Origin of the sequence: Microcystis wesenbergii NRERC-220, assembly GCF_032027425.1 — a bacterium.
GTDB lineage: Bacteria > Cyanobacteriota > Cyanobacteriia > Cyanobacteriales > Microcystaceae > Microcystis > Microcystis wesenbergii_A.
Genome location: NZ_JAVSJA010000001.1, coordinates 825,563 through 842,366, shown reverse-complemented (window position 1 = coordinate 842,366; position 16,804 = coordinate 825,563). Strand labels below are relative to the sequence as shown.

Below are 16,804 nucleotides of genomic sequence, written 5' to 3'. Positions count from 1 at the left end.
ATTAGGTTAGGCTTTCTCTGTTGAGAAGACAACCCTCTCGCCATCAGCTAAGGGAAGTTAAAGTTAACTTTGCTTTTTGGCAGTGGGTATTGTAGTTAATTGTAATCAATGGAGAGGTCGTCTAGATGAGCGAGCGTCATAATCAAGGTAGATTCAAGTTCTAGGACTACTAATAGTTTGGCCATCAGTTTGTTAATTATGCCCTAAAGTTACCGCCACCGCCCACCCAATTATCCCCATGCCTAGCGTTACCCTCAGTCTCCATCACTTTAATCAATCCGTCACTACCTGTGAATTAATTATTGACCGGGCCAGTCTTTGCGATTTAATTAATGCGGGCAATCCAGAAGTGATCGTGGTGGTGGATGAGCGGTATTGTCCCCTAGGACTGATTGAGAGTCAAGCCCTGATCGCTTACCTCCTCTATCAACAACAGCACCCCAAAACCAGAAACCCCTCCCCCAACTGTCTGGATCTGAGCGGTTGGCTGCGTCCGATTATCCCTCTTAACTCGCGCATGGCCGTCAGTGAGTTTCTGGCCACCCTGAGGGGAGAAGCGCTCGCCTTAGCCCCTATTTTAGTGGATGCTCAGGGCAAACTGTTAGGACGCTTAGACACGGGCAAACTTCTGCAATTTTGTCTCGGGCGCTCGATTCTCGATGATCCCCCTCCCCAGCCCCGCATCAGCGATCGCAATTTCCCCCCCCGCAGCGATCATCCTCTGGAATTTCTGGAACAATTACCGCTACCGCTGCTGCTCTACAGTCCAGAAGCGGGGATTTTATACCAAAATCAGGCTTGGTGCCAACAAATCGGGGCAGCTTTCCCCGCTAATATCGATAATTCTGCCTTGGCTTTGGTTAATGAACCCTTAACCCTCCCATCCCCCACCCCTCCCCTGTTCCCCCAGCGTCTAGAAACGCTGACATCAGGTTTAGCCAAGACTTGGCGACTGTTGTCCGCGCCGTTAAAATTGACAGGTAATTATCCCTTGATCGAGAAAGTTTCCGAACTGTGGTTACTGTTAGCCACCGATATCACGGAACAACAGCAATATTGTCAGGAATTAGCGGTTAAAAATGCCGATTTAGTCCATTTAAATCGTCTTAAGGATGAATTTCTCGCCTGTGTCAGCCATGAGTTTAAATCGCCCCTCACTGCCGTTATCGGTCTCTCCAGTCTGCTGCGCGAACAAAAAATCGGTGAACTTAACCCCCGACAGTCCAAATATGCCGATTTAATCTATCGCAGCGGTCGCCAGTTGATGGCTCTGGTCAATGATCTCCTCGATTTAACCCGCTTAGAGACAGGACAACTAAAATTAACTTTCACTAGAGTCAAAATCGATCGCCTCTGTCAACGGGTGTACGATATTATCGTCGATAAGTATCCCCAACGTCTAGATATCCCCGGCAGCTATCGTCTTGACATCGAATCCGGGTTAGATTATGCCCTGGCCGATGAAACCCGTTTACAACAGATGTTAGTGCATTTGTTAGATAATGCGGTGAAATTCACCATTGATGGCGGTAATTTGGGCATTAAAGTCAATCGTTGGGAAAATTGGCTGGCTTTTACCGTCTGGGATACGGGAATCGGTATTCCGGAAGAATCCCAGCATCTGATTTTTCAGAAATTCCAACAGCTAGAAAGTCCTTTCACCCGTCAATTTGAGGGTGCGGGTTTAGGTTTAGTCCTCAGCCAAAAATTAGCGCGTTGTCACGGTGGTGATCTATCCTTTGTCTCCAGAGACCGGGAAGGTAGTGAATTTACTTTACTGCTGCCGGTTCATCCCCAAGCAACAGAAGGGGAACAATCGCCTCCCCAGCGTCTGGTGTTGGTGGTGGAAGCTAATCCCCAAATGATCGAACAATTTGTCGATCGGTTGAGTGAATTGGGATTAAAAGCCATTATCGCTCGTAGCGGCACCGAAGCGATCGAAAAAGCCCGTCAGTTAAAACCCCGTTGTGTTTTTCTCAATCCCAATCTACCCCTCTTGTCCGGTTGGGATGTGTTAACGCTGCTCAAATCCCATCCCCAAACCAAAGAGCTGAAAGTTATTGTCACCGCCGCCGATTCCGAGCGCAACCGCAGTCAACAGCAAGGGGCCGATAGTTTTCTGGTTCCGCCGATCACCTCGGCCGCCCTGCAAGCTTGCCTAAATCTGACCGTTTCCCCTGTTCCTAGCCGAAAACGGCCCACTGCTCCGACTCTGCTGCGTTTACACGGCCATTATGCCCCCAATTTCTCCGATTTATCTTCCTTTAGCTGGATTTGGAATAATCAATTAGTTCGGGAGAATTATCGTTTTATTGAGGCCGATAGTTGCGAACAGGCGGAACTTTTAGCCACTGTCTGGGAGGTGGACGCTATCTTAATCGATAGTTCGATCGCAGAAGATTTATACTCTTATCTGCAAACCTTGAGCGAGTCGCAAACCCTCGCTAATTTACCCCTAGTCACCCTTGATGTGGCTGTCACCGAGGTGGCCAATCAAATCCCCGGTTTAGCTGTTTTTCCCTGTTTGGCCCCCCCGACGGAAAACCGCATCGAACAGCTATTAAAGGTAATCGAGACTGCTGATCTGGCTTTTTCTCGCCACAAAGAACGGTAAGGGGGAAGTGGGGAAGTGGGGAAGTGGGGAAGTGGGGAGAAGCTTTTTTCTGTGATCATTGGGTGCATCTCACATTTGCAGAAATACCGACAATCAGCAATTATCAGTGAATCTTAAATCATTACAGATATATCAGCAGCTGCCTGTAAGCATCCCACCGAAAAACTAATGCGCTCCAGGGTTTGGGGGCGGCACTTCGACACATTTCGACAGGCTCAATGTCAAGGCTCAATGTCAAGGCTCAGTGGCCGCGCCACGCCTCCAACGGGGGGTTTGGGGGGTAGAACCCCCCAAAAGCTGGGATTGAGTGATAAAATCGGGCATTACTTCCGATTTTAGCCGAGAGTTTCCCCGTAAAAATCCCAACTTGCTAGATTTACAAAAATGAGATGCACCCGTGATCATTGACCCCACTTTCCGCACTTCTTAACATTCAATTGATAACTTTTACTAATATATTGCTGACAACCCTTTGCCAGTAAGGACTATAGCTACAATGATGGATTTTTGTCAAGGTGAAGAATTGTAAATTTTTTTCTCAGAACAAATCAATTATTGAAAATGTTCTTAATAATAGTTTTTACAATGAAGGTTTTTCGTCAAAACATCTTGGGGAATGTAAAAATATATAGAGGTATATGAAGATGTGCGGAATGTCGGTTGACAAATAGGCCATTATGTGTTGACAGATGAGAGATTTACTGTTATCCTCGTGGGAGTAGCCTATACCCCAACCTTAATCTTCCTAACCACTGTCTATAAGATGAAAAAAATACGCACATACACCCTTCCCAATGCTGCTGCTCTGGCCGTCGCCGCTGGCGCAGGTCTGGCCACTGCACCAGCCCAGGCAGCCGCCGTCATACAATATAACGGTTGTGCAAGCACTAGCTTTTGCACATTCACCGAGCTTACTGGTGGTGGTAGTATCACCATTGATGAGGACGGGGATGGCAAAATTGACAAGAAGTTTGATAAGTGGGCGAGAACTGGAGCTGCGTTGCTACCAAGCGACCTTCAAATATCAGCTTCTGGGGCCCCTTTATCGGCTAAGTTAACATTCTCAACCGCCACCGGATGGAACGTTCCACCTGATCTTTTTAGTAACCAGTTCCTCTTCGATGTTACAGCCGTCAACCCCGACATACAGCTGACTACGTTGACAGCAGCCCTGATCACATCCAGTTCCACTCCTTTTGGAAATTTTCCGAACCCGACTGGAACGAGGGGGATCCAGGTGAATGCTAGTGGAGCAATTATATCTGACGATGTGGGTATTAAAACTTCTCCAAAGACTGTTGCCCTGCCCAACCCAATTACTGACACGATCAACGTAGCAATAACTGGGCTGTTATTAAACCCTGGTGTCTTTCCACCGGCGGGTACTGCCCAACTTAAGTCGTTCAGTCTTACTTTTGCCCAATCTACCAGAGTTCCCGAGCCGGGGACTGTTGCTGGACTTCTTGCTGTTGGTGGCTTAGGTCTGGCGATGAAACGCAGGCAACAAAGATAACTGAGCTTGGTGTCAGGACAACTATGAGGAGAGGCATCATAGGTCTTCGGTTTGAAACACCGTCCTTTCGGGGCGGTTTTGTTTTAAAGTTGGATTGGACACAGCAAGCCTCAAATGGTAAGCTAAGAGATTTTAACCGCCTATCCTTAGATTAGCTGCCCCCCCTTGCCCCCCCTTGCCCCCCCCAACCCCCCCGATGTCGGGGGGGCAGGGGGGGTCTCACAGGTGTAGGTATTTGACAAACCTGTGAAGACAAGACAAGGAGGACAAGGAGGGAAAGGGTGCATCTCATTTTTGTAAATCTACTAATTTGGGATTTTTCAGGGGAAACTTTCTCCTAAAATTGGGCGTTACTTTCGGTTTTATCACTCAATCCCAGCTTTTGGGTAGGGTTGATTCATAGTAGGGTTGATTCATAGTAGGGTTGATTCATAGTAGGGTTGATTCATGAATCAACCCTACCCGTTGGGGGCGTGGCGCGGCCACTGAGATCAGTTATCAGTTATCAGTTATCAGTTATCAGTTATCAGTTATCAGTTATCAGTTATCATTGATTATTGATTATTGATTGGTCACTGTTCACTGTTTACTGATTACTGTTTACTGATTACTCTCCCATGACTCCTTTTGTTGAGAAACTAAAAACTCCTTTAACTAAGCAAAAAATCTCGGTTCTGCAAATTAATTTGGGAAAAAGATGTAACCTTGCTTGTAGCCATTGTCATGTGGAAGCTAGTCCAGTTCGCTCCGAAGAAATGACTCCAGAAGTGTGCGAACAAATTATCGAACTGATCGAAAGATTTCCCCAAATTAAAACCGTCGATCTGACCGGCGGCGCCCCAGAAATGCTCTACGGTTTTAAACCAATTGTGGAAACCTCTAGAAAAGCTGGGAAAGAGGTAATCGTGCGCTCGAATTTAACTATTTATTTCGAGAAAGGATTTACTGATATTCCTGAATATTGCGCTGGCCATCAGCTGCGGGTGGTGGCTTCTTTACCCTGTTATCTTGCCGATAATGTGGATAAAATGCGCGGTCTGGGAGTCTATGACCGATCAATCGCCGCTTTACAATGGTTGAACCGTCTCGGCTACGCTCAAGAGCCGAATTTGATTGTGGATTTAGTCTATAATCCCCAGATTCCTAAGTCAGAGAATTTTTCTCTCACACCGGATCAACTATCCCTGACACGGGATTACAAAAAGTTCTTGCAAGAACATTTTAATATTTCTTTTAACAATCTATTTACTATCACTAACCTACCCGTCGGAAGGACACGCTTCCATCTGGAACACCGGCAACTCTATCAACCCTATCTTCAATTCCTCGAAGACTATTTTAATGGCGATACTATCGAGCATTTGATGTGTCGTAATCAGCTTTCCATTGATTATTTGGGTAATATCTATGACTGCGATTTTAATCAGATGGAGGATCGGGCCGCTTGCACCAGTCAAGGCCAAAAATTAACCCTGCCGGATTTATTACAAGCGGATAGTTTAGATGTAATTGCAGAGGTACAAACCGCTTCCTATTGCTACGGTTGCACTGCTGGCAGCGGTTCCAGTTGTGGAGGAGCTTTGATTTCAAGCTGAACAAGTGTACTGGATTGACAGCGTGTCTTGGAAAATTTAGTACAAATGCTCGGACTAACTCTCCCTGCTGCCAACTCCGGCACTGTCTTAACGAGTAATGTTAGATAGTCAAAAGTTTGGATGATTAGGGACCAGAAAAAACCGCCGATTCGATATCTTGGCGACTAAGGGAGTATTTAAAAGCGCGATTGATGTCACTGCCGTCATTGGCTGCCCGAAAGTAACGAACGGTGATTTCTTCGATATCGAGGCAGATTTCCGCTTTCCATGTCGGTTTTTCGACGATCCAACAGTGGACATTCTCGCTATTTTTCCGACAACCTAATTTAACTAGCCATGCTTCGATCGCCGGTAAGGGATGATTATAGAGGGGAGTATCAGCAGTGGGAATCTTCATCGCATCTAAATCAAAAATAATTGGGCTACAGTGACAGCATTCTCTCCTCGAAGCATAGCAATAATCACCGCTAGTAACAAGCAGCCGAGCAGGGTGAGTGCCAAGATAAACAAAGCAAAAATTTCTCCCGAAGATAGGGGGCGATCGGTAGGATCGAGATAGGCGCTACGATTAGCTATGGGTTCATCGCTATCGGGGATGGTTTGGATGACATTCCAGCGCGAGTAACCTATCTGTAAATCATACAGGGAACGGCGATCGGGATTACTCAGGGTGGCATAAGCTTCGTTAAGACGCTGGAATTTAACCTTTGCCACTTCGGGGCTGAGTTCGGTAGTATCGGGGTGGTATCGTTTGCTGAGTTCCCGATAGGCGCGTCGCACTTCGATCACCGAGGCCCTCGGATGTAGTCCTAGAATGGCATAATAAGTATCGGCAAAGCGCGAGTTAGCGGCAATGACTCGCGGGGTGGTTTGGGAATTATCGCGCTCGAAGGTCACAAGATTTTTTACCGAAAAATTGGGTTTAAAGCCTCGCCCTTTTAGGGCGACTTTATGTGATGTATGATATTAAGAATAGCGGGCCGGGTAAGCAACCGCTTAAAAAACCCAGTCATCAACCGATGAACGCACCTTGAAAACTAGAGTTATGGGGTTCTATAGGGGAATGCTCCTATAGGTAAAAGCTCTAAGCGTCAAGTACCAGAGAAACCAATTATTTTAGAGGTTTTGAACTGTATCCTAGGGCATAGGAAAACAGGCTTCTGTAAGGGAGCGAAAGTCTGAGGAGAGAACCACCTCTGGGTGGGATTTCGCCAGGAATCTAATTCAAGTGGACTCGTTGAGCCAGAAATTCTCAGCAGTGATGCTAGAAGAATCCACGTCCGTTTACGGCGTGGGGTATGTCAAACTGAAAATTGTCTTAATATTTTAACCCTGTTGATCATGAAATCTCGTTATCGGCTGCGTCTTCAGATCTGTCTTGTTTTTCTTATTATGGCCCTGGCGAGTTTGTCTCCTTGGCTAACCCCTAGCGCCTACGCGGGAATCGATGACGATCGCCTCGATGGTAATATTTTTGTGGTCTATGCGGGTAATGGTTCCCTCGTACCACCGCGTCTCAATTTAGCGGAAACTTTTCAACGGAAAATTCCGGCTATTATTGTCTATTATCTGGATGATAGTAGTGATTGTAAGCGATTTGCGGCGATTGTCTCCCGTTTTCAAGAGTTTTACGGTCGCGCCGCCAGTATTATCCCCGTTACTGTCGATTCTATCCCCTTAAAGTCTTCCTATCGTGCCGATGAGCCGGGTTACTATTATCGCGGTGGGGTTCCCCAAACGGTGGTTTTAGACCAACAAGGTAAAGTGGTTTATGATGGTTTGGGCAATGTTAAATATGAAGATGTGGATGATGTCTTAAGAAAGGTTTTTGATCTTTTGCCTCGATCGCAATCGCTAGAGTTAAAAAGACGCTCTTTTAACGAGTTTAACGCCGAATTGCGCTAGTTACCTCTTTTTTATCCTCAATTGAACCAAAAATAATCATTTAGAGATGCTGTCAGCAGCGTCTCTATCTTGTTCTTAGGAACAATAAAATTATTTACTTATTGCTTTTATTATCATTTAAGATTTATTTGAACCAATAAATGCTAGGCAATTCAGATTTTATCTGGAGTAACATTTGAAAAATATTTGCAACAGTGCCAGACTGGAAAAAGTTTGCTAACCTGATTATACTGAGAACAATAATCATTCTTGTAGGTGTGGGAACCAGCAATGAAAATCAAGCAAAATTTCCTAACAGCAGCGATATTACTGGGTTTTTCTGGTCCGGTACTGGCTAATAGTCTCGAAAACCTCTCTAGTAACCCCATGGCACAGGTAACAAGTGTCAATCAATTGCGGGATGTTTCTCCCACCGCCTGGGCTTTTGAGGCCTTAAGAAGTCTCGTGGAGAGGTATGGTTGTATAGTAGGTTATCCTGACCGCACTTTTCGCGGTGAACGCGCTTTAACTCGTTGGGAATTTGCCGCGGGGTTGAATGCTTGCTTAAATACCCTAGAAAGATTGATTCAAGAAGGAGTGGCGGTATTAAAAGAAGATCTAGACAGAATCAAGCGATTAGTCAGGGAATTCGAGACAGAATTAGCAGCCCTAGGAGCAAGGGTTGATAACTTAGAAAATCGAGTCGCTTTTCTGGAAAATAATCAATTTTCCACCACCACTAAATTAACTGGGGAAGTGGTGATGGCATTATATGGGGTAGCCACAGGAGAAAAAAACGGTGGTGAAGGGATTCCCCAAGTACCAGCTTTTGGTTATCGGGCCCGTTTAGAATTAAATACTAGCTTCACAGGCAAAGATTTACTCTATACCCGTCTAGCAACGGGAAATATTGCCGATTTAGCCGATACGACGGGAACTTTTGCAAGTACCTTAGCCTTTACTCAACCGGACGGCAATGATTTACTACTAGAAGTTTTAAACTACAGTTTCCCCCTAACGGAAAATATCCAACTCTGGTTAGAAGCGACGGGAGGTGCTAAAGATGACTTTACCAATACCCTCAACTTTTTGGATGGAGATGGTGCTAGTGGGGCGCTTTCCGCTTTTGGTACCCGCAATCCCCTTTATTTTGCCCCCGGACAAACTGGACTCGGTTTACAGGGTAATTATGGGGCTTTCCAATTCAGCGCCGGTTATCTTGCTGGAGATGCTAACGATCCTAACCCGGGCGCGGGTTTATTTAACGGTTCCTATACTGCCCTAGGGCAGCTGGGTTATGTTCCAAACGAGAATTTTGGCATTGCTTTATCCTACTTTCATGGTTATAACCAATTAGATACGGGAACGGGAAGCCAGCGCTCGAATTTCCAATTTTTCACCGAAGAGCTATTCGGGGAGGCTGTCCCGACAATTAATAATAGTTTGGGTTTACAATTTAGTTGGCGAATTGTCGATGGTTTTGTCCTCGGTGGTTGGGGGGGTTACACAAAAGCGAGAACTCTTAGCACTTTAGATGGACAACTAGAACGCGGGGATTTAGATATCTGGAATTGGGCGATAACTTTGGCTTTTCCTGATTTATTTAAGGAAGGAAATACCGCCGGTATTATTGTTGGTATGCAGCCTTGGGTATCTAGTTCTAGTATTAGATTAAATGATGGTAGTGGCACTAATGATCCCGATACTTCCTTTCATATCGAAGGATTTTATGAGTGGAAACTCACCGATAATATTGCCCTTACTCCGGGGGTAATCGTGATTACTTCTCCCAACTCAAATAACAACAATTCCACCTTAGTTATCGGTACTATCCGCACGACTTTTACTTTCTAATTTGTCTAGGCAGCAGGTCAGAAATAAAGATAAAGTATGACGGGATTTGACATCATCTCTCGACAACCGGCTGCTGTTCTGGCGTTTTGCACTCTAAACTAACTGAATTAAGGGGGCATTTATGGTATTTTTAGAAGCAATTTAGCCAACTTTTGTGGTTTACTTTTTAATGGCGATACAATGAAGTTACCACCACTTAATGAAACCTCTATGAGCCTCATCCTTCCTACTGAACTTCTGCAAACAGTCCAAATGACTGAAGCTCAAATGCTCACGGAAATCGCTATCATGCTCTATCAGCAGCAACGTCTTCAATTTGAACAAGCAGCCGAACTAACGGGAATGGCACTCGATGATTTCTACCAATTGCTAGTATCGCGTAATATCCTCACTCCATCCACTGACCCCGACGACGAACCCAAAGAACTGATCCTCACCAGTCTTTGTATTTCTCTTCAGCAAGCTAAAGAAGGCAAAGTACATCCCATCTCTGAACTGTGGGATGGCATAGATGTCTGAAGGAATCCCCTCTATTAAAATCCTTTTCTCTGATGAATTCAAGGACCGACTTCGCACCCTCGCCAAACGCTATCGGAGCATTCGTACTGATATACAACCCCTAATTGATGACCTTCAGATAGGCAAATTCATCGGCGATCGAATCCCAGGGACGGGCTACACTGTCTTTAAAGTTCGCCTCAAAAACAGCGATATTCAAAAGGGCAAAAGTAGCGGCTATCGTGTTATCTATCAACTTAAAGACAATAGTTGTGTTTTGATGCTCCTCATCTATGCCAAATCTGACCAAACAGACATCCCAGCGCAGCAAATTCAAGACATCATTAATAAGTTTGACAATTTTTAGAAGTATTAATAGATGCCAAAAATAAACCCCCTCAAGATTGAATGAAGGGGTATTTATGGTATTTTTAGAGGCAATTTAGCCTACTTTTGTGGTTTCTTTTTCAGTGGATTGAGAGGGTTTTAGTTGGCCATTGATAACAATGCCTCTTCTATTGGCTTTGGTAACTCAATAGGATGAAACCGATTCACAGAAAAAGCGTAATCTTCACCACTTTCATCAATAACCCGAATTAGACTGTTTATTTCCGCTGTCTCATCAGGGATAACGCGGTATATTTTGCCCACCTCTAGTGAAGCTTCGTAGCCTTCATTATTGAGACAAACTGCGAACTTATTTGTGGGAGATGACTCTATTTTCATGGTCAATCTAGAAACGGTAACTTGAGCTTAAATTCTTTTTTGCCGATGCCATGAGCTTCATACCAATGGACTTCAGCTAACCTTACTATACCATTGGGAAGCTGAACTTGGGCTATGCCCTTTAATTTTCTCCATTTACCTTTGCCATACTGTTTTTGCAACCGTTCCCGATTACGAATTCCTGTTCCTGTGGCAATAATCTCGATATTCGTGATATCGCTGATAATCTCAAAGTCCACGATCAAGCAAGCAATCTTAAAGAGTGGCCCTTCACTATAGCATCTATTGCCAAAAAAGAGATATAAAAAAACAAAACCCCCTCAAGATTGAATGAAGGGGCATTTATGGTATTTTTAGAGGCAATTTAGCCTACTTTTGTGGTTTCTTTTTCAGTGGATTTAGAGGGTTTTAGTTGGCGCTTAAGGGTTGCACCTGCGCCGAGAGTGCCGAGGGTGATGATACTCAAACTGTTATTTTTTGTACTGTAGATTTTGTGGTTATTTCCTTAGGATGTCTGAACAATTGACCTTCATTTTGGTAGAAAACTTCATAATCCGGGGCCAGTTCAAGACGTAACTGTTTCCATAAACTAATTCCTTCTTGTTTAAAATCCATTTCAGCTTGCTGATTAGGAAAATCTGATAAAGGTGGATAGTCTTGATTTAAAGTCTTATCGTAAGTATCCTGCCATGCGTTTAAACGCTGAATAGTTTCTTTACTTAATGGCAATTCTTCAGGAGCAATGTTATCAATTTCATCTACTCCCCAAAGTGGGTAACTTCCATAATCTGCCCAAAGTTTGATTCTGATTGCCATAACTATCATTCCTGAATAAGTTTGTTAATTAATCGAGTTGGAGTTGGATTAGCACTCACTAAGTAACCATTATGACTAATTTCTAGAGAAACATACTGAATAATTCCATTGATTTCTACTTGATAAATTATGCGACTTTTTCCTTGTATGCCAATAATTTTTCCCTCACTAATAGCTGTTACAATTAAATCGGGAATTTGTTCTTCAGTAATACCTCTCTGGAGAAAATCTTCTCGATGATTTTCTAGAATATGCAGCAATCCAGAACCTTTGTCACCTGCTTTTCCAGTTTCTAGAAAAACAATTTTCCCGCTAGTATCTTGAGTAATTATGATAATATTTTCTGGGGTATGTTTGATTGCTGCTTTTTTAAGTTCAGCAATCAGGAGTTTTTTCTGATCGTTGTTCGGATTCGACCTCATTGCCGATTATAGCTCAAGATTGCGTAAGTTGATCTAGTTTACTCATCCCTCAATTATACAATAAAACCCCCTCAAGATTGATTGAAGGGGCATTTATGGTATTTTTAGACGCAATTTAGCCTACTTTTGTGGTTTCTTTTTCGGTGGATTGGGACGGTTTTAGTTGGCAACTGATAATAAAGCCTCTTCTATTGGCTTTGGTAACTCAATAGCATAAAACCGATTCTTAATGTGTAAAATGTGTAAGAGGAAAAGACGCAAAAAATAAACCCCCTCAACTGACTAAATGAACGGGGTTATGATATTATTCCAATAGGAAGGGATAGATAGGGTTATAGCTATGAGTATTGATATCTCCGATGAAATTCTCAGTGCCACACGCATGACTGAAGCTGAGATGAGGCAGGAAATTGCGGTCATGCTCTTTCAAAAAGAGAAGCTCACCCTTGCTCAAGCGAGTCGATTTGCAGGAATGAATCGTATTGCTTTTCAACACCTACTTGCAAGTCGTCAAATTCCGGTACACTACGATGTCGAAGATTTTGAACAGGATATTAAGAACTTGCGGGAGATGGGAAGATTGTGATTGTTGTCAGTGATACATCCCCTATCAACAATCTTGCCGCCATTAATCAACTTCATCTGCTACAACAACTTTACGAAATAGTTTTTATTCCTGAAGCAGTTTATCGAGAATTAACTGAGCCTGATTTTCCGGTAGCAGGTTCAATAGAAGTCCAAACCTTAGATTGGATTCAAACTCGAACGGTAACTAACCGCACAGTGATTGAAGCTCTTGCAGATGAACTAGATAAGGGAGAAGCTGAGGCTATTGCTTTAGCACTTGAGTTGGGAGCAGATCAAGTTTTGATTGATGAGCGTCGTGGTCGTAGAATTGCTGCTAGACTTAATCTTCGATACACAGGAATTCTGGGCATTTTAGTTGAGGCGAAGAATCGAGGGTTAATCTCTGAGGTGAAACCCCTACTAGACGCTTTGATTGATCAAGCAGGATTTTGGGTGGCTGCACCTTTATACAGCAGTGTTTTACAGATTGTTGATGAAGAAAAAAATAAACCCCCTCAAGATTGAATGAAGGGGTATTTATGGTATTTTTAGAGGCAATTTAGCCTACTTTTGTGGTTTCTTTTTCGGTGGATTGGGAGGGTTTTAGTTTACGCTTCAGGGTTGAAGCTGCGCCGAGAGTGCCGAGAGCGAGGAGGCTGAGGATGGAGGAGGGTTCGGGAACAGAGGTAGAGGTAGTGTTGCCTAAGTTGTAACGAAAAGATGCGCTAGACAAGGCGGTATTAGTATCGCCTGCGCTAGGATAAGCAGGGCTACTGGCAGTGACAAACTCAAAAGGAGTAAAGCCAATATTGCTGACGTTGCCCCCCGCAGGAAGCTGCCCACCTTCACCATAGGCATCGCGACTTTTATTCAGGCCGTATGCAATTACCGAGTAATCGCCCGGTGCTAAATAGATGGCGTTGGTAAGGGATTTAAAGCGAAAGGAACTTTCTAGTGAAGCACCAGTGCCGCTGGCGATATTGACCGAACCGCCATTGATGGCTGAGACATTGGCGTTCGCTGCCCCTGCACCTGAGTTGATTTTAAACAGGGTTACATCATGTGAGTCTACCAAGCCATTCCCGCCCAAGTCGAAAACGCCCAAGTCTATGACAGTGATGCCCGACCCGGTGACGGTAAATTGGCGACCAATGTTGAGAGTGCCAGGGTTAAAGCCCTGAGTTGCGCCAGCACCGCCATAGGACAATATAGCAGCCTGTGCATTCCCAGTTACCGCCAGACTGATAAGTATTGCGCCCCCTCCCACGGAGTTTTTGACAAGTTTTGCCAATGTCATGGCTAAATTCCTCTTAAAAAATGTATTTTGGCTTGAAAAAACTAAAAACAAGCATACACACTCCCCCCCAACTGTATCCTAAGCTACAATTTAATAAATCTTTACATTTTTCTCCCTAACGAGCGACTCAGATTTTGGGGTTTTTGGGGACTTCAAGAGCTTTAAAGTGTACAATAAGGTTGTACAAGTCTCCCCTAAAAATCATGTTAAGCAAAGAAACCACTTACTCTCAGGCGAGAATGAATTTAGCCAGTATCTTAGATCAGGTGTGTGACGAATCGCAAATTATCGTCATTAAGCGTCGCAATCAGAAAAATGTCGCCTTAATTGCTGAAGATGAGCTTTCCAGTTTATTAGAGTGTGTTTATTTATTGCGATCGCCAGAAAATGCCCAACGCTTATTTCGCTCTTTAGCATGGACCCAGACAGAAGATGCAACTCCTCAAACATTAGCTGAATTGAAAGAGGAGTTAGGAATTGAGTCGTAAAAGAGAAAATAAGCCAGATAAACCTAAAAAAAATCCTATTCATGGTTATTTGCCCGTTTTTAGTCCTGATTTCAAAGCAGATCTAGCTTGGTGGTATCGGAACGAACCGAAAAAAGGCGATAAAATTTTAGACTTAGTGGCAGATATTTTGGATGGCGATCCGTTTACAGGATTGGGTAAACCCGAACCTCTTAAGTATATTGCTGCCGACACTTGGTCACGACGGATCGACTTAGAGCATCGTTTGGTTTATAAAGTCACAGGAAATAAGGTTTATTTTTTACAAGCTCGCTATCATTATCAATCAGGCTAAACTCAGACAAACCCATCAAGAACTGTTACAGGAGAAAGGGGACAAAGAACGTAGTAGGTTCCCCCTCGTAGCTTGGGTTGGGCTATCGCTTAACCCAAGACAGAAGGAGGACAGGGAAACAATACACACTCCCCCCTCACAACTGTATCAAAAGCTACAATTTTATAAATCTTTACATTTCTCTCCCTAGCTTAGGGGTTGACAGAGCAGGGAGTCTCAGGTGTTTTCCCCTGTTTTACTGCTTCTCAGGCGAACTATCGTCTTCCGTTAAAATGAGGGCAATTGGAGGAGATTACCATGCCAGCCAAGGACATCTATCATGATTGTGTCAAAATAGCCGGCCCTCTTGGGTTTGGTGGGTAAAATGTGGAACGAACCACAAAGGCACGAAGGACACAAAGATTGACCGCTTCCATATTAAGTTGAACTTATCACACAAAGAATAAGAGAGCCGAGACAGTAGAAGCCGATGGGCAAATCGCCATTGGGAGCCATTACCGACCTGAACAAGAAAATTACAGATTTTTTCAAGCTAGGATCAAAGATTTTGTATCGAAAAATACAAAACTGGACAAAGTGACTGTTTAGGATGGGTTTTTTGAGAAGCTTAAGAACCGATCCATACGTCAAAGGAGTTTTCCATGCCCGAAACGCCACAAGAAGTCTTGAAAATGATTCAGGACAACAATATTAAGATTATTGACCTAAAATTTATTGATATGCCCGGTATCTGGCAACACTGCTCGTTCTACTACGATCAAATCGATGAAAGCTCTTTCAGCGATGGTGTTGCCTTCGATGGTTCCAGTATTCGCGGTTGGAAAGCAATTAACGAATCCGATATGGCCATGGTTCCCGATCCTACCACCGCTTGGATCGATCCCTTCTACAAGGAACCTACCCTAAGCATGATCTGTAGCATCAAAGAACCGAGAACCGGTGAATGGTATAGCCGCGATCCTCGCTCTATTGCTCAGAAAGCGATCGATTATCTTAGCACTACCGGTTTAGGTGATACCGTATATTTTGGACCGGAAGCAGAATTTTTCCTTTTTGATAGCGCTCGTTTTGACCAAACCGCCAACTCCGGCTATTACTACATGGATAGTGTCGAAGGTCGTTGGAATAGCGGTAAAGACGAAAAGGACGGAAATCTTGCCTATAAACCCGCCTACAAACAGGGTTATTTCCCCGTTAGTCCCACCGATACCTCTCAAGACATTCGCACGGAAATGCTCTTAACCATGGCCGACTGCGGAGTTCCCATCGAAAAACATCACCATGAAGTCGCTACTGGTGGTCAAAACGAGCTAGGGATTAAATTCTCTACCCTAGTACGGGCTGCCGACTACTTGATGACCTATAAATACTGCATCAAGAACGTGGCCAAGAAATACGGTAAAACCGTCACCTTTATGCCTAAACCCATCTTTGGCGATAATGGTTCCGGGATGCACGTTCACCAGTCTATCTGGAAAGATGGTCAACCCCTGTTCGCTGGGGATAAATACGCCGGACTTAGTCAAATGGCACTGCACTACATCGGTGGTTTGCTTAGACACGCTCCCGCGCTCTTAGCTTTAACTAACCCCACCACCAACTCTTACAAGCGTCTCGTCCCCGGTTTTGAGGCCCCTGTAAACCTGGCCTACTCCCAAGGTAATCGCTCCGCTTCGATTCGGATTCCTTTATCGGGAAGCAACCCGAAAGCCAAACGTTTAGAATTCCGTTGTCCTGATGCCACTTCTAACCCCTACCTCGCTTTTGCCGCCATGCTCTGTGCCGGTATCGATGGGATTAAAAATCAAATTGAACCAGGGGAACCTCTCGATGTGGATATCTACGAACTCAGCCCCGAAGAATTGTCAAAAATACCCTCTACCCCCGGTTCTCTAGAAGCAGCTCTGGAAAGTCTCGAAAAAGATCACGCTTTCTTGACCGATTCTGGTGTTTTTACCGAAGACTTTATCCAAAACTGGATCACCTACAAACTCGATAACGAAGTTAACCCGATGCGCTTACGTCCCCACCCCTACGAGTTCTCTCTCTACTACGATGTCTAAGGTTTGATTGAATAATCATTAATCCTAGGGTAGGCTTTTGCCTGCCCTTTTTTTCGGAATCAGCAAGGGGTTGGGGAAGTGGGAAGTTTTTTGCCGTAAACAGTAAACAGTAAACAGTAATACTAAATCCGTTGAGCATAGGCTACATATCAGG

The 16,804-nt window shown here is 44.2% G+C and carries 19 protein-coding genes and 1 pseudogene; 12 read left to right on the top strand and 8 right to left on the bottom strand.

Features of this window, described 5'->3' with window-relative positions; all coding sequences use genetic code 11:
• Nucleotides 1-238 precede the first annotated feature (238 nt).
• The 3 genes from RAM70_RS04215 (at nt 239) to arsS (ending at nt 5,722) form a co-directional block, all read left to right on the top strand.
• Complete coding sequence (locus RAM70_RS04215; RefSeq protein WP_045361373.1) at nt 239-2,614, top strand: hybrid sensor histidine kinase/response regulator; 2,376 nt, start codon at nt 239-241, stop codon at nt 2,612-2,614.
• A gap of 763 nt (nt 2,615-3,377) precedes the next feature.
• The gene (locus RAM70_RS04210; RefSeq protein WP_312672413.1) at nt 3,378-4,127 is read left to right on the top strand and encodes a PEP-CTERM sorting domain-containing protein; all 750 of its coding nucleotides are present in this window, start codon (nt 3,378-3,380) and stop codon (nt 4,125-4,127) included.
• A gap of 617 nt (nt 4,128-4,744) precedes the next feature.
• The gene (arsS, locus tag RAM70_RS04205) at nt 4,745-5,722 is read left to right on the top strand and encodes an arsenosugar biosynthesis radical SAM (seleno)protein ArsS (RefSeq protein ID WP_190380493.1); all 978 of its coding nucleotides are present in this window, start codon (nt 4,745-4,747) and stop codon (nt 5,720-5,722) included.
• Between the two features lie 124 nt (nt 5,723-5,846).
• Here the strand turns inward: arsS and RAM70_RS04200 are convergent, their stop codons facing one another.
• Nucleotides 5,847-6,119, bottom strand: a complete 273-nt coding sequence (locus tag RAM70_RS04200; protein WP_045361351.1) for a DUF3143 domain-containing protein — start codon at nt 6,117-6,119, stop codon at nt 5,847-5,849.
• Nucleotides 6,120-6,124: 5 nt separating this feature from the next.
• Complete coding sequence (locus RAM70_RS04195; RefSeq protein WP_045361349.1) at nt 6,125-6,619, bottom strand: J domain-containing protein; 495 nt, start codon at nt 6,617-6,619, stop codon at nt 6,125-6,127.
• Between the two features lie 444 nt (nt 6,620-7,063).
• Between RAM70_RS04195 and RAM70_RS04190 the strand changes: the two genes are divergently transcribed.
• The 4 genes from RAM70_RS04190 (at nt 7,064) to RAM70_RS04175 (ending at nt 10,325) form a co-directional block, all read left to right on the top strand.
• Nucleotides 7,064-7,627, top strand: a complete 564-nt coding sequence (locus tag RAM70_RS04190; RefSeq protein WP_312675805.1) for a thylakoid membrane photosystem I accumulation factor — start codon at nt 7,064-7,066, stop codon at nt 7,625-7,627.
• Between the two features lie 270 nt (nt 7,628-7,897).
• Nucleotides 7,898-9,460, top strand: coding sequence for an iron uptake porin (locus RAM70_RS04185; protein WP_045361347.1), 1,563 nt, complete (start codon nt 7,898-7,900; stop codon nt 9,458-9,460).
• 180 nt (nt 9,461-9,640) lie between these two features.
• On the top strand, nt 9,641-9,979 hold the full coding sequence (locus tag RAM70_RS04180; RefSeq protein ID WP_008199858.1) for a UPF0175 family protein: 339 nt from the start codon (nt 9,641-9,643) through the stop codon (nt 9,977-9,979).
• Nucleotides 9,972-10,325 carry a type II toxin-antitoxin system RelE/ParE family toxin gene (locus tag RAM70_RS04175; RefSeq protein ID WP_008199856.1) on the top strand — a complete coding sequence of 118 codons (354 nt, stop codon included), beginning with the start codon at nt 9,972-9,974 and terminating at the stop codon, nt 10,323-10,325. Before RAM70_RS04180 ends, RAM70_RS04175 begins: the two co-directional genes overlap by 8 nt.
• A 119-nt stretch (nt 10,326-10,444) precedes the next feature.
• Here RAM70_RS04175 and RAM70_RS04170 read toward each other — a convergent pair whose 3' ends face one another.
• From RAM70_RS04170 to RAM70_RS04150, 5 genes and pseudogenes are all read right to left on the bottom strand, one after another.
• Nucleotides 10,445-10,684 carry a hypothetical protein gene (locus RAM70_RS04170; protein ID WP_045361344.1) on the bottom strand — a complete coding sequence of 80 codons (240 nt, stop codon included), beginning with the start codon at nt 10,682-10,684 and terminating at the stop codon, nt 10,445-10,447.
• Nucleotides 10,685-10,686: 2 nt separating this feature from the next.
• A complete protein-coding gene (locus tag RAM70_RS04165; protein WP_004161776.1) occupies nt 10,687-10,923 on the bottom strand; it encodes a hypothetical protein in 237 nt (78 codons plus the stop codon).
• A gap of 125 nt (nt 10,924-11,048) precedes the next feature.
• Nucleotides 11,049-11,141: pseudogene (locus RAM70_RS04160) on the bottom strand (PEP-CTERM sorting domain-containing protein); the annotation flags it as partial.
• A 5-nt stretch (nt 11,142-11,146) separates the two neighbouring features.
• Nucleotides 11,147-11,500, bottom strand: a complete 354-nt coding sequence (locus RAM70_RS04155) for an immunity protein CdiI family protein (RefSeq protein ID WP_002751842.1) — start codon at nt 11,498-11,500, stop codon at nt 11,147-11,149.
• Between the two features lie 5 nt (nt 11,501-11,505).
• A complete protein-coding gene (locus RAM70_RS04150; RefSeq protein ID WP_287999301.1) occupies nt 11,506-11,922 on the bottom strand; it encodes a hypothetical protein in 417 nt (138 codons plus the stop codon).
• Between the two features lie 340 nt (nt 11,923-12,262).
• Between RAM70_RS04150 and RAM70_RS04145 the strand changes: the two genes are divergently transcribed.
• Together RAM70_RS04145 and RAM70_RS04140 are read left to right on the top strand one after the other, a co-directional pair.
• Nucleotides 12,263-12,508: a UPF0175 family protein gene (locus RAM70_RS04145; RefSeq protein WP_002748168.1), complete on the top strand. Its 246-nt coding sequence runs from the start codon at nt 12,263-12,265 to the stop codon at nt 12,506-12,508.
• Nucleotides 12,505-13,014: a PIN domain-containing protein gene (locus RAM70_RS04140; protein ID WP_008205259.1), complete on the top strand. Its 510-nt coding sequence runs from the start codon at nt 12,505-12,507 to the stop codon at nt 13,012-13,014. Before RAM70_RS04145 ends, RAM70_RS04140 begins: the two co-directional genes overlap by 4 nt.
• A 34-nt stretch (nt 13,015-13,048) precedes the next feature.
• On the opposite strand, the gene RAM70_RS04135 is transcribed toward RAM70_RS04140, so the two are convergent.
• Nucleotides 13,049-13,786 carry a PEP-CTERM sorting domain-containing protein gene (locus tag RAM70_RS04135; protein ID WP_045361340.1) on the bottom strand — a complete coding sequence of 246 codons (738 nt, stop codon included), beginning with the start codon at nt 13,784-13,786 and terminating at the stop codon, nt 13,049-13,051.
• Nucleotides 13,787-13,989: 203 nt separating this feature from the next.
• Between RAM70_RS04135 and RAM70_RS04130 the strand changes: the two genes are divergently transcribed.
• The 3 genes from RAM70_RS04130 (at nt 13,990) to glnA (ending at nt 16,650) form a co-directional block, all read left to right on the top strand.
• Nucleotides 13,990-14,274, top strand: coding sequence for a type II toxin-antitoxin system Phd/YefM family antitoxin (locus RAM70_RS04130; RefSeq protein WP_012264090.1), 285 nt, complete (start codon nt 13,990-13,992; stop codon nt 14,272-14,274).
• A complete protein-coding gene (locus RAM70_RS04125) occupies nt 14,264-14,587 on the top strand; it encodes a Txe/YoeB family addiction module toxin (RefSeq protein ID WP_045361339.1) in 324 nt (107 codons plus the stop codon). The genes RAM70_RS04130 and RAM70_RS04125 overlap by 11 nt, the downstream gene beginning before the upstream one ends.
• A 641-nt stretch (nt 14,588-15,228) precedes the next feature.
• Nucleotides 15,229-16,650, top strand: coding sequence for a type I glutamate--ammonia ligase (gene glnA, locus RAM70_RS04120; RefSeq protein WP_045361338.1), 1,422 nt, complete (start codon nt 15,229-15,231; stop codon nt 16,648-16,650).
• Nucleotides 16,651-16,804 lie beyond the last annotated feature (154 nt).

What these genes read in the sequence shown, in the direction of transcription:
- RAM70_RS04215 (WP_045361373.1), top strand. Translation starts at nt 239, where the DNA reads ATGCCTAGCGTTACCCTCAGTCTCCATCACTTTAATCAATCCGTCACT.
- RAM70_RS04155 (WP_002751842.1), bottom strand. Translation starts at nt 11,500, where the DNA reads ATGGCAATCAGAATCAAACTTTGGGCAGATTATGGAAGTTACCCACTT.
- RAM70_RS04150 (WP_287999301.1), bottom strand. Translation starts at nt 11,922, where the DNA reads ATGAGGTCGAATCCGAACAACGATCAGAAAAAACTCCTGATTGCTGAA.
- glnA (WP_045361338.1), top strand. Translation starts at nt 15,229, where the DNA reads ATGCCCGAAACGCCACAAGAAGTCTTGAAAATGATTCAGGACAACAAT.
- RAM70_RS04145 (WP_002748168.1), top strand. Translation starts at nt 12,263, where the DNA reads ATGAGTATTGATATCTCCGATGAAATTCTCAGTGCCACACGCATGACT.
- RAM70_RS04130 (WP_012264090.1), top strand. Translation starts at nt 13,990, where the DNA reads ATGTTAAGCAAAGAAACCACTTACTCTCAGGCGAGAATGAATTTAGCC.
- RAM70_RS04185 (WP_045361347.1), top strand. Translation starts at nt 7,898, where the DNA reads ATGAAAATCAAGCAAAATTTCCTAACAGCAGCGATATTACTGGGTTTT.
- RAM70_RS04175 (WP_008199856.1), top strand. Translation starts at nt 9,972, where the DNA reads ATGTCTGAAGGAATCCCCTCTATTAAAATCCTTTTCTCTGATGAATTC.
- RAM70_RS04180 (WP_008199858.1), top strand. Translation starts at nt 9,641, where the DNA reads ATGAAGTTACCACCACTTAATGAAACCTCTATGAGCCTCATCCTTCCT.
- arsS (WP_190380493.1), top strand. Translation starts at nt 4,745, where the DNA reads ATGACTCCTTTTGTTGAGAAACTAAAAACTCCTTTAACTAAGCAAAAA.
- RAM70_RS04210 (WP_312672413.1), top strand. Translation starts at nt 3,378, where the DNA reads ATGAAAAAAATACGCACATACACCCTTCCCAATGCTGCTGCTCTGGCC.
- RAM70_RS04200 (WP_045361351.1), bottom strand. Translation starts at nt 6,119, where the DNA reads ATGAAGATTCCCACTGCTGATACTCCCCTCTATAATCATCCCTTACCG.
- RAM70_RS04170 (WP_045361344.1), bottom strand. Translation starts at nt 10,684, where the DNA reads ATGAAAATAGAGTCATCTCCCACAAATAAGTTCGCAGTTTGTCTCAAT.
- RAM70_RS04135 (WP_045361340.1), bottom strand. Translation starts at nt 13,786, where the DNA reads ATGACATTGGCAAAACTTGTCAAAAACTCCGTGGGAGGGGGCGCAATA.
- RAM70_RS04190 (WP_312675805.1), top strand. Translation starts at nt 7,064, where the DNA reads ATGAAATCTCGTTATCGGCTGCGTCTTCAGATCTGTCTTGTTTTTCTT.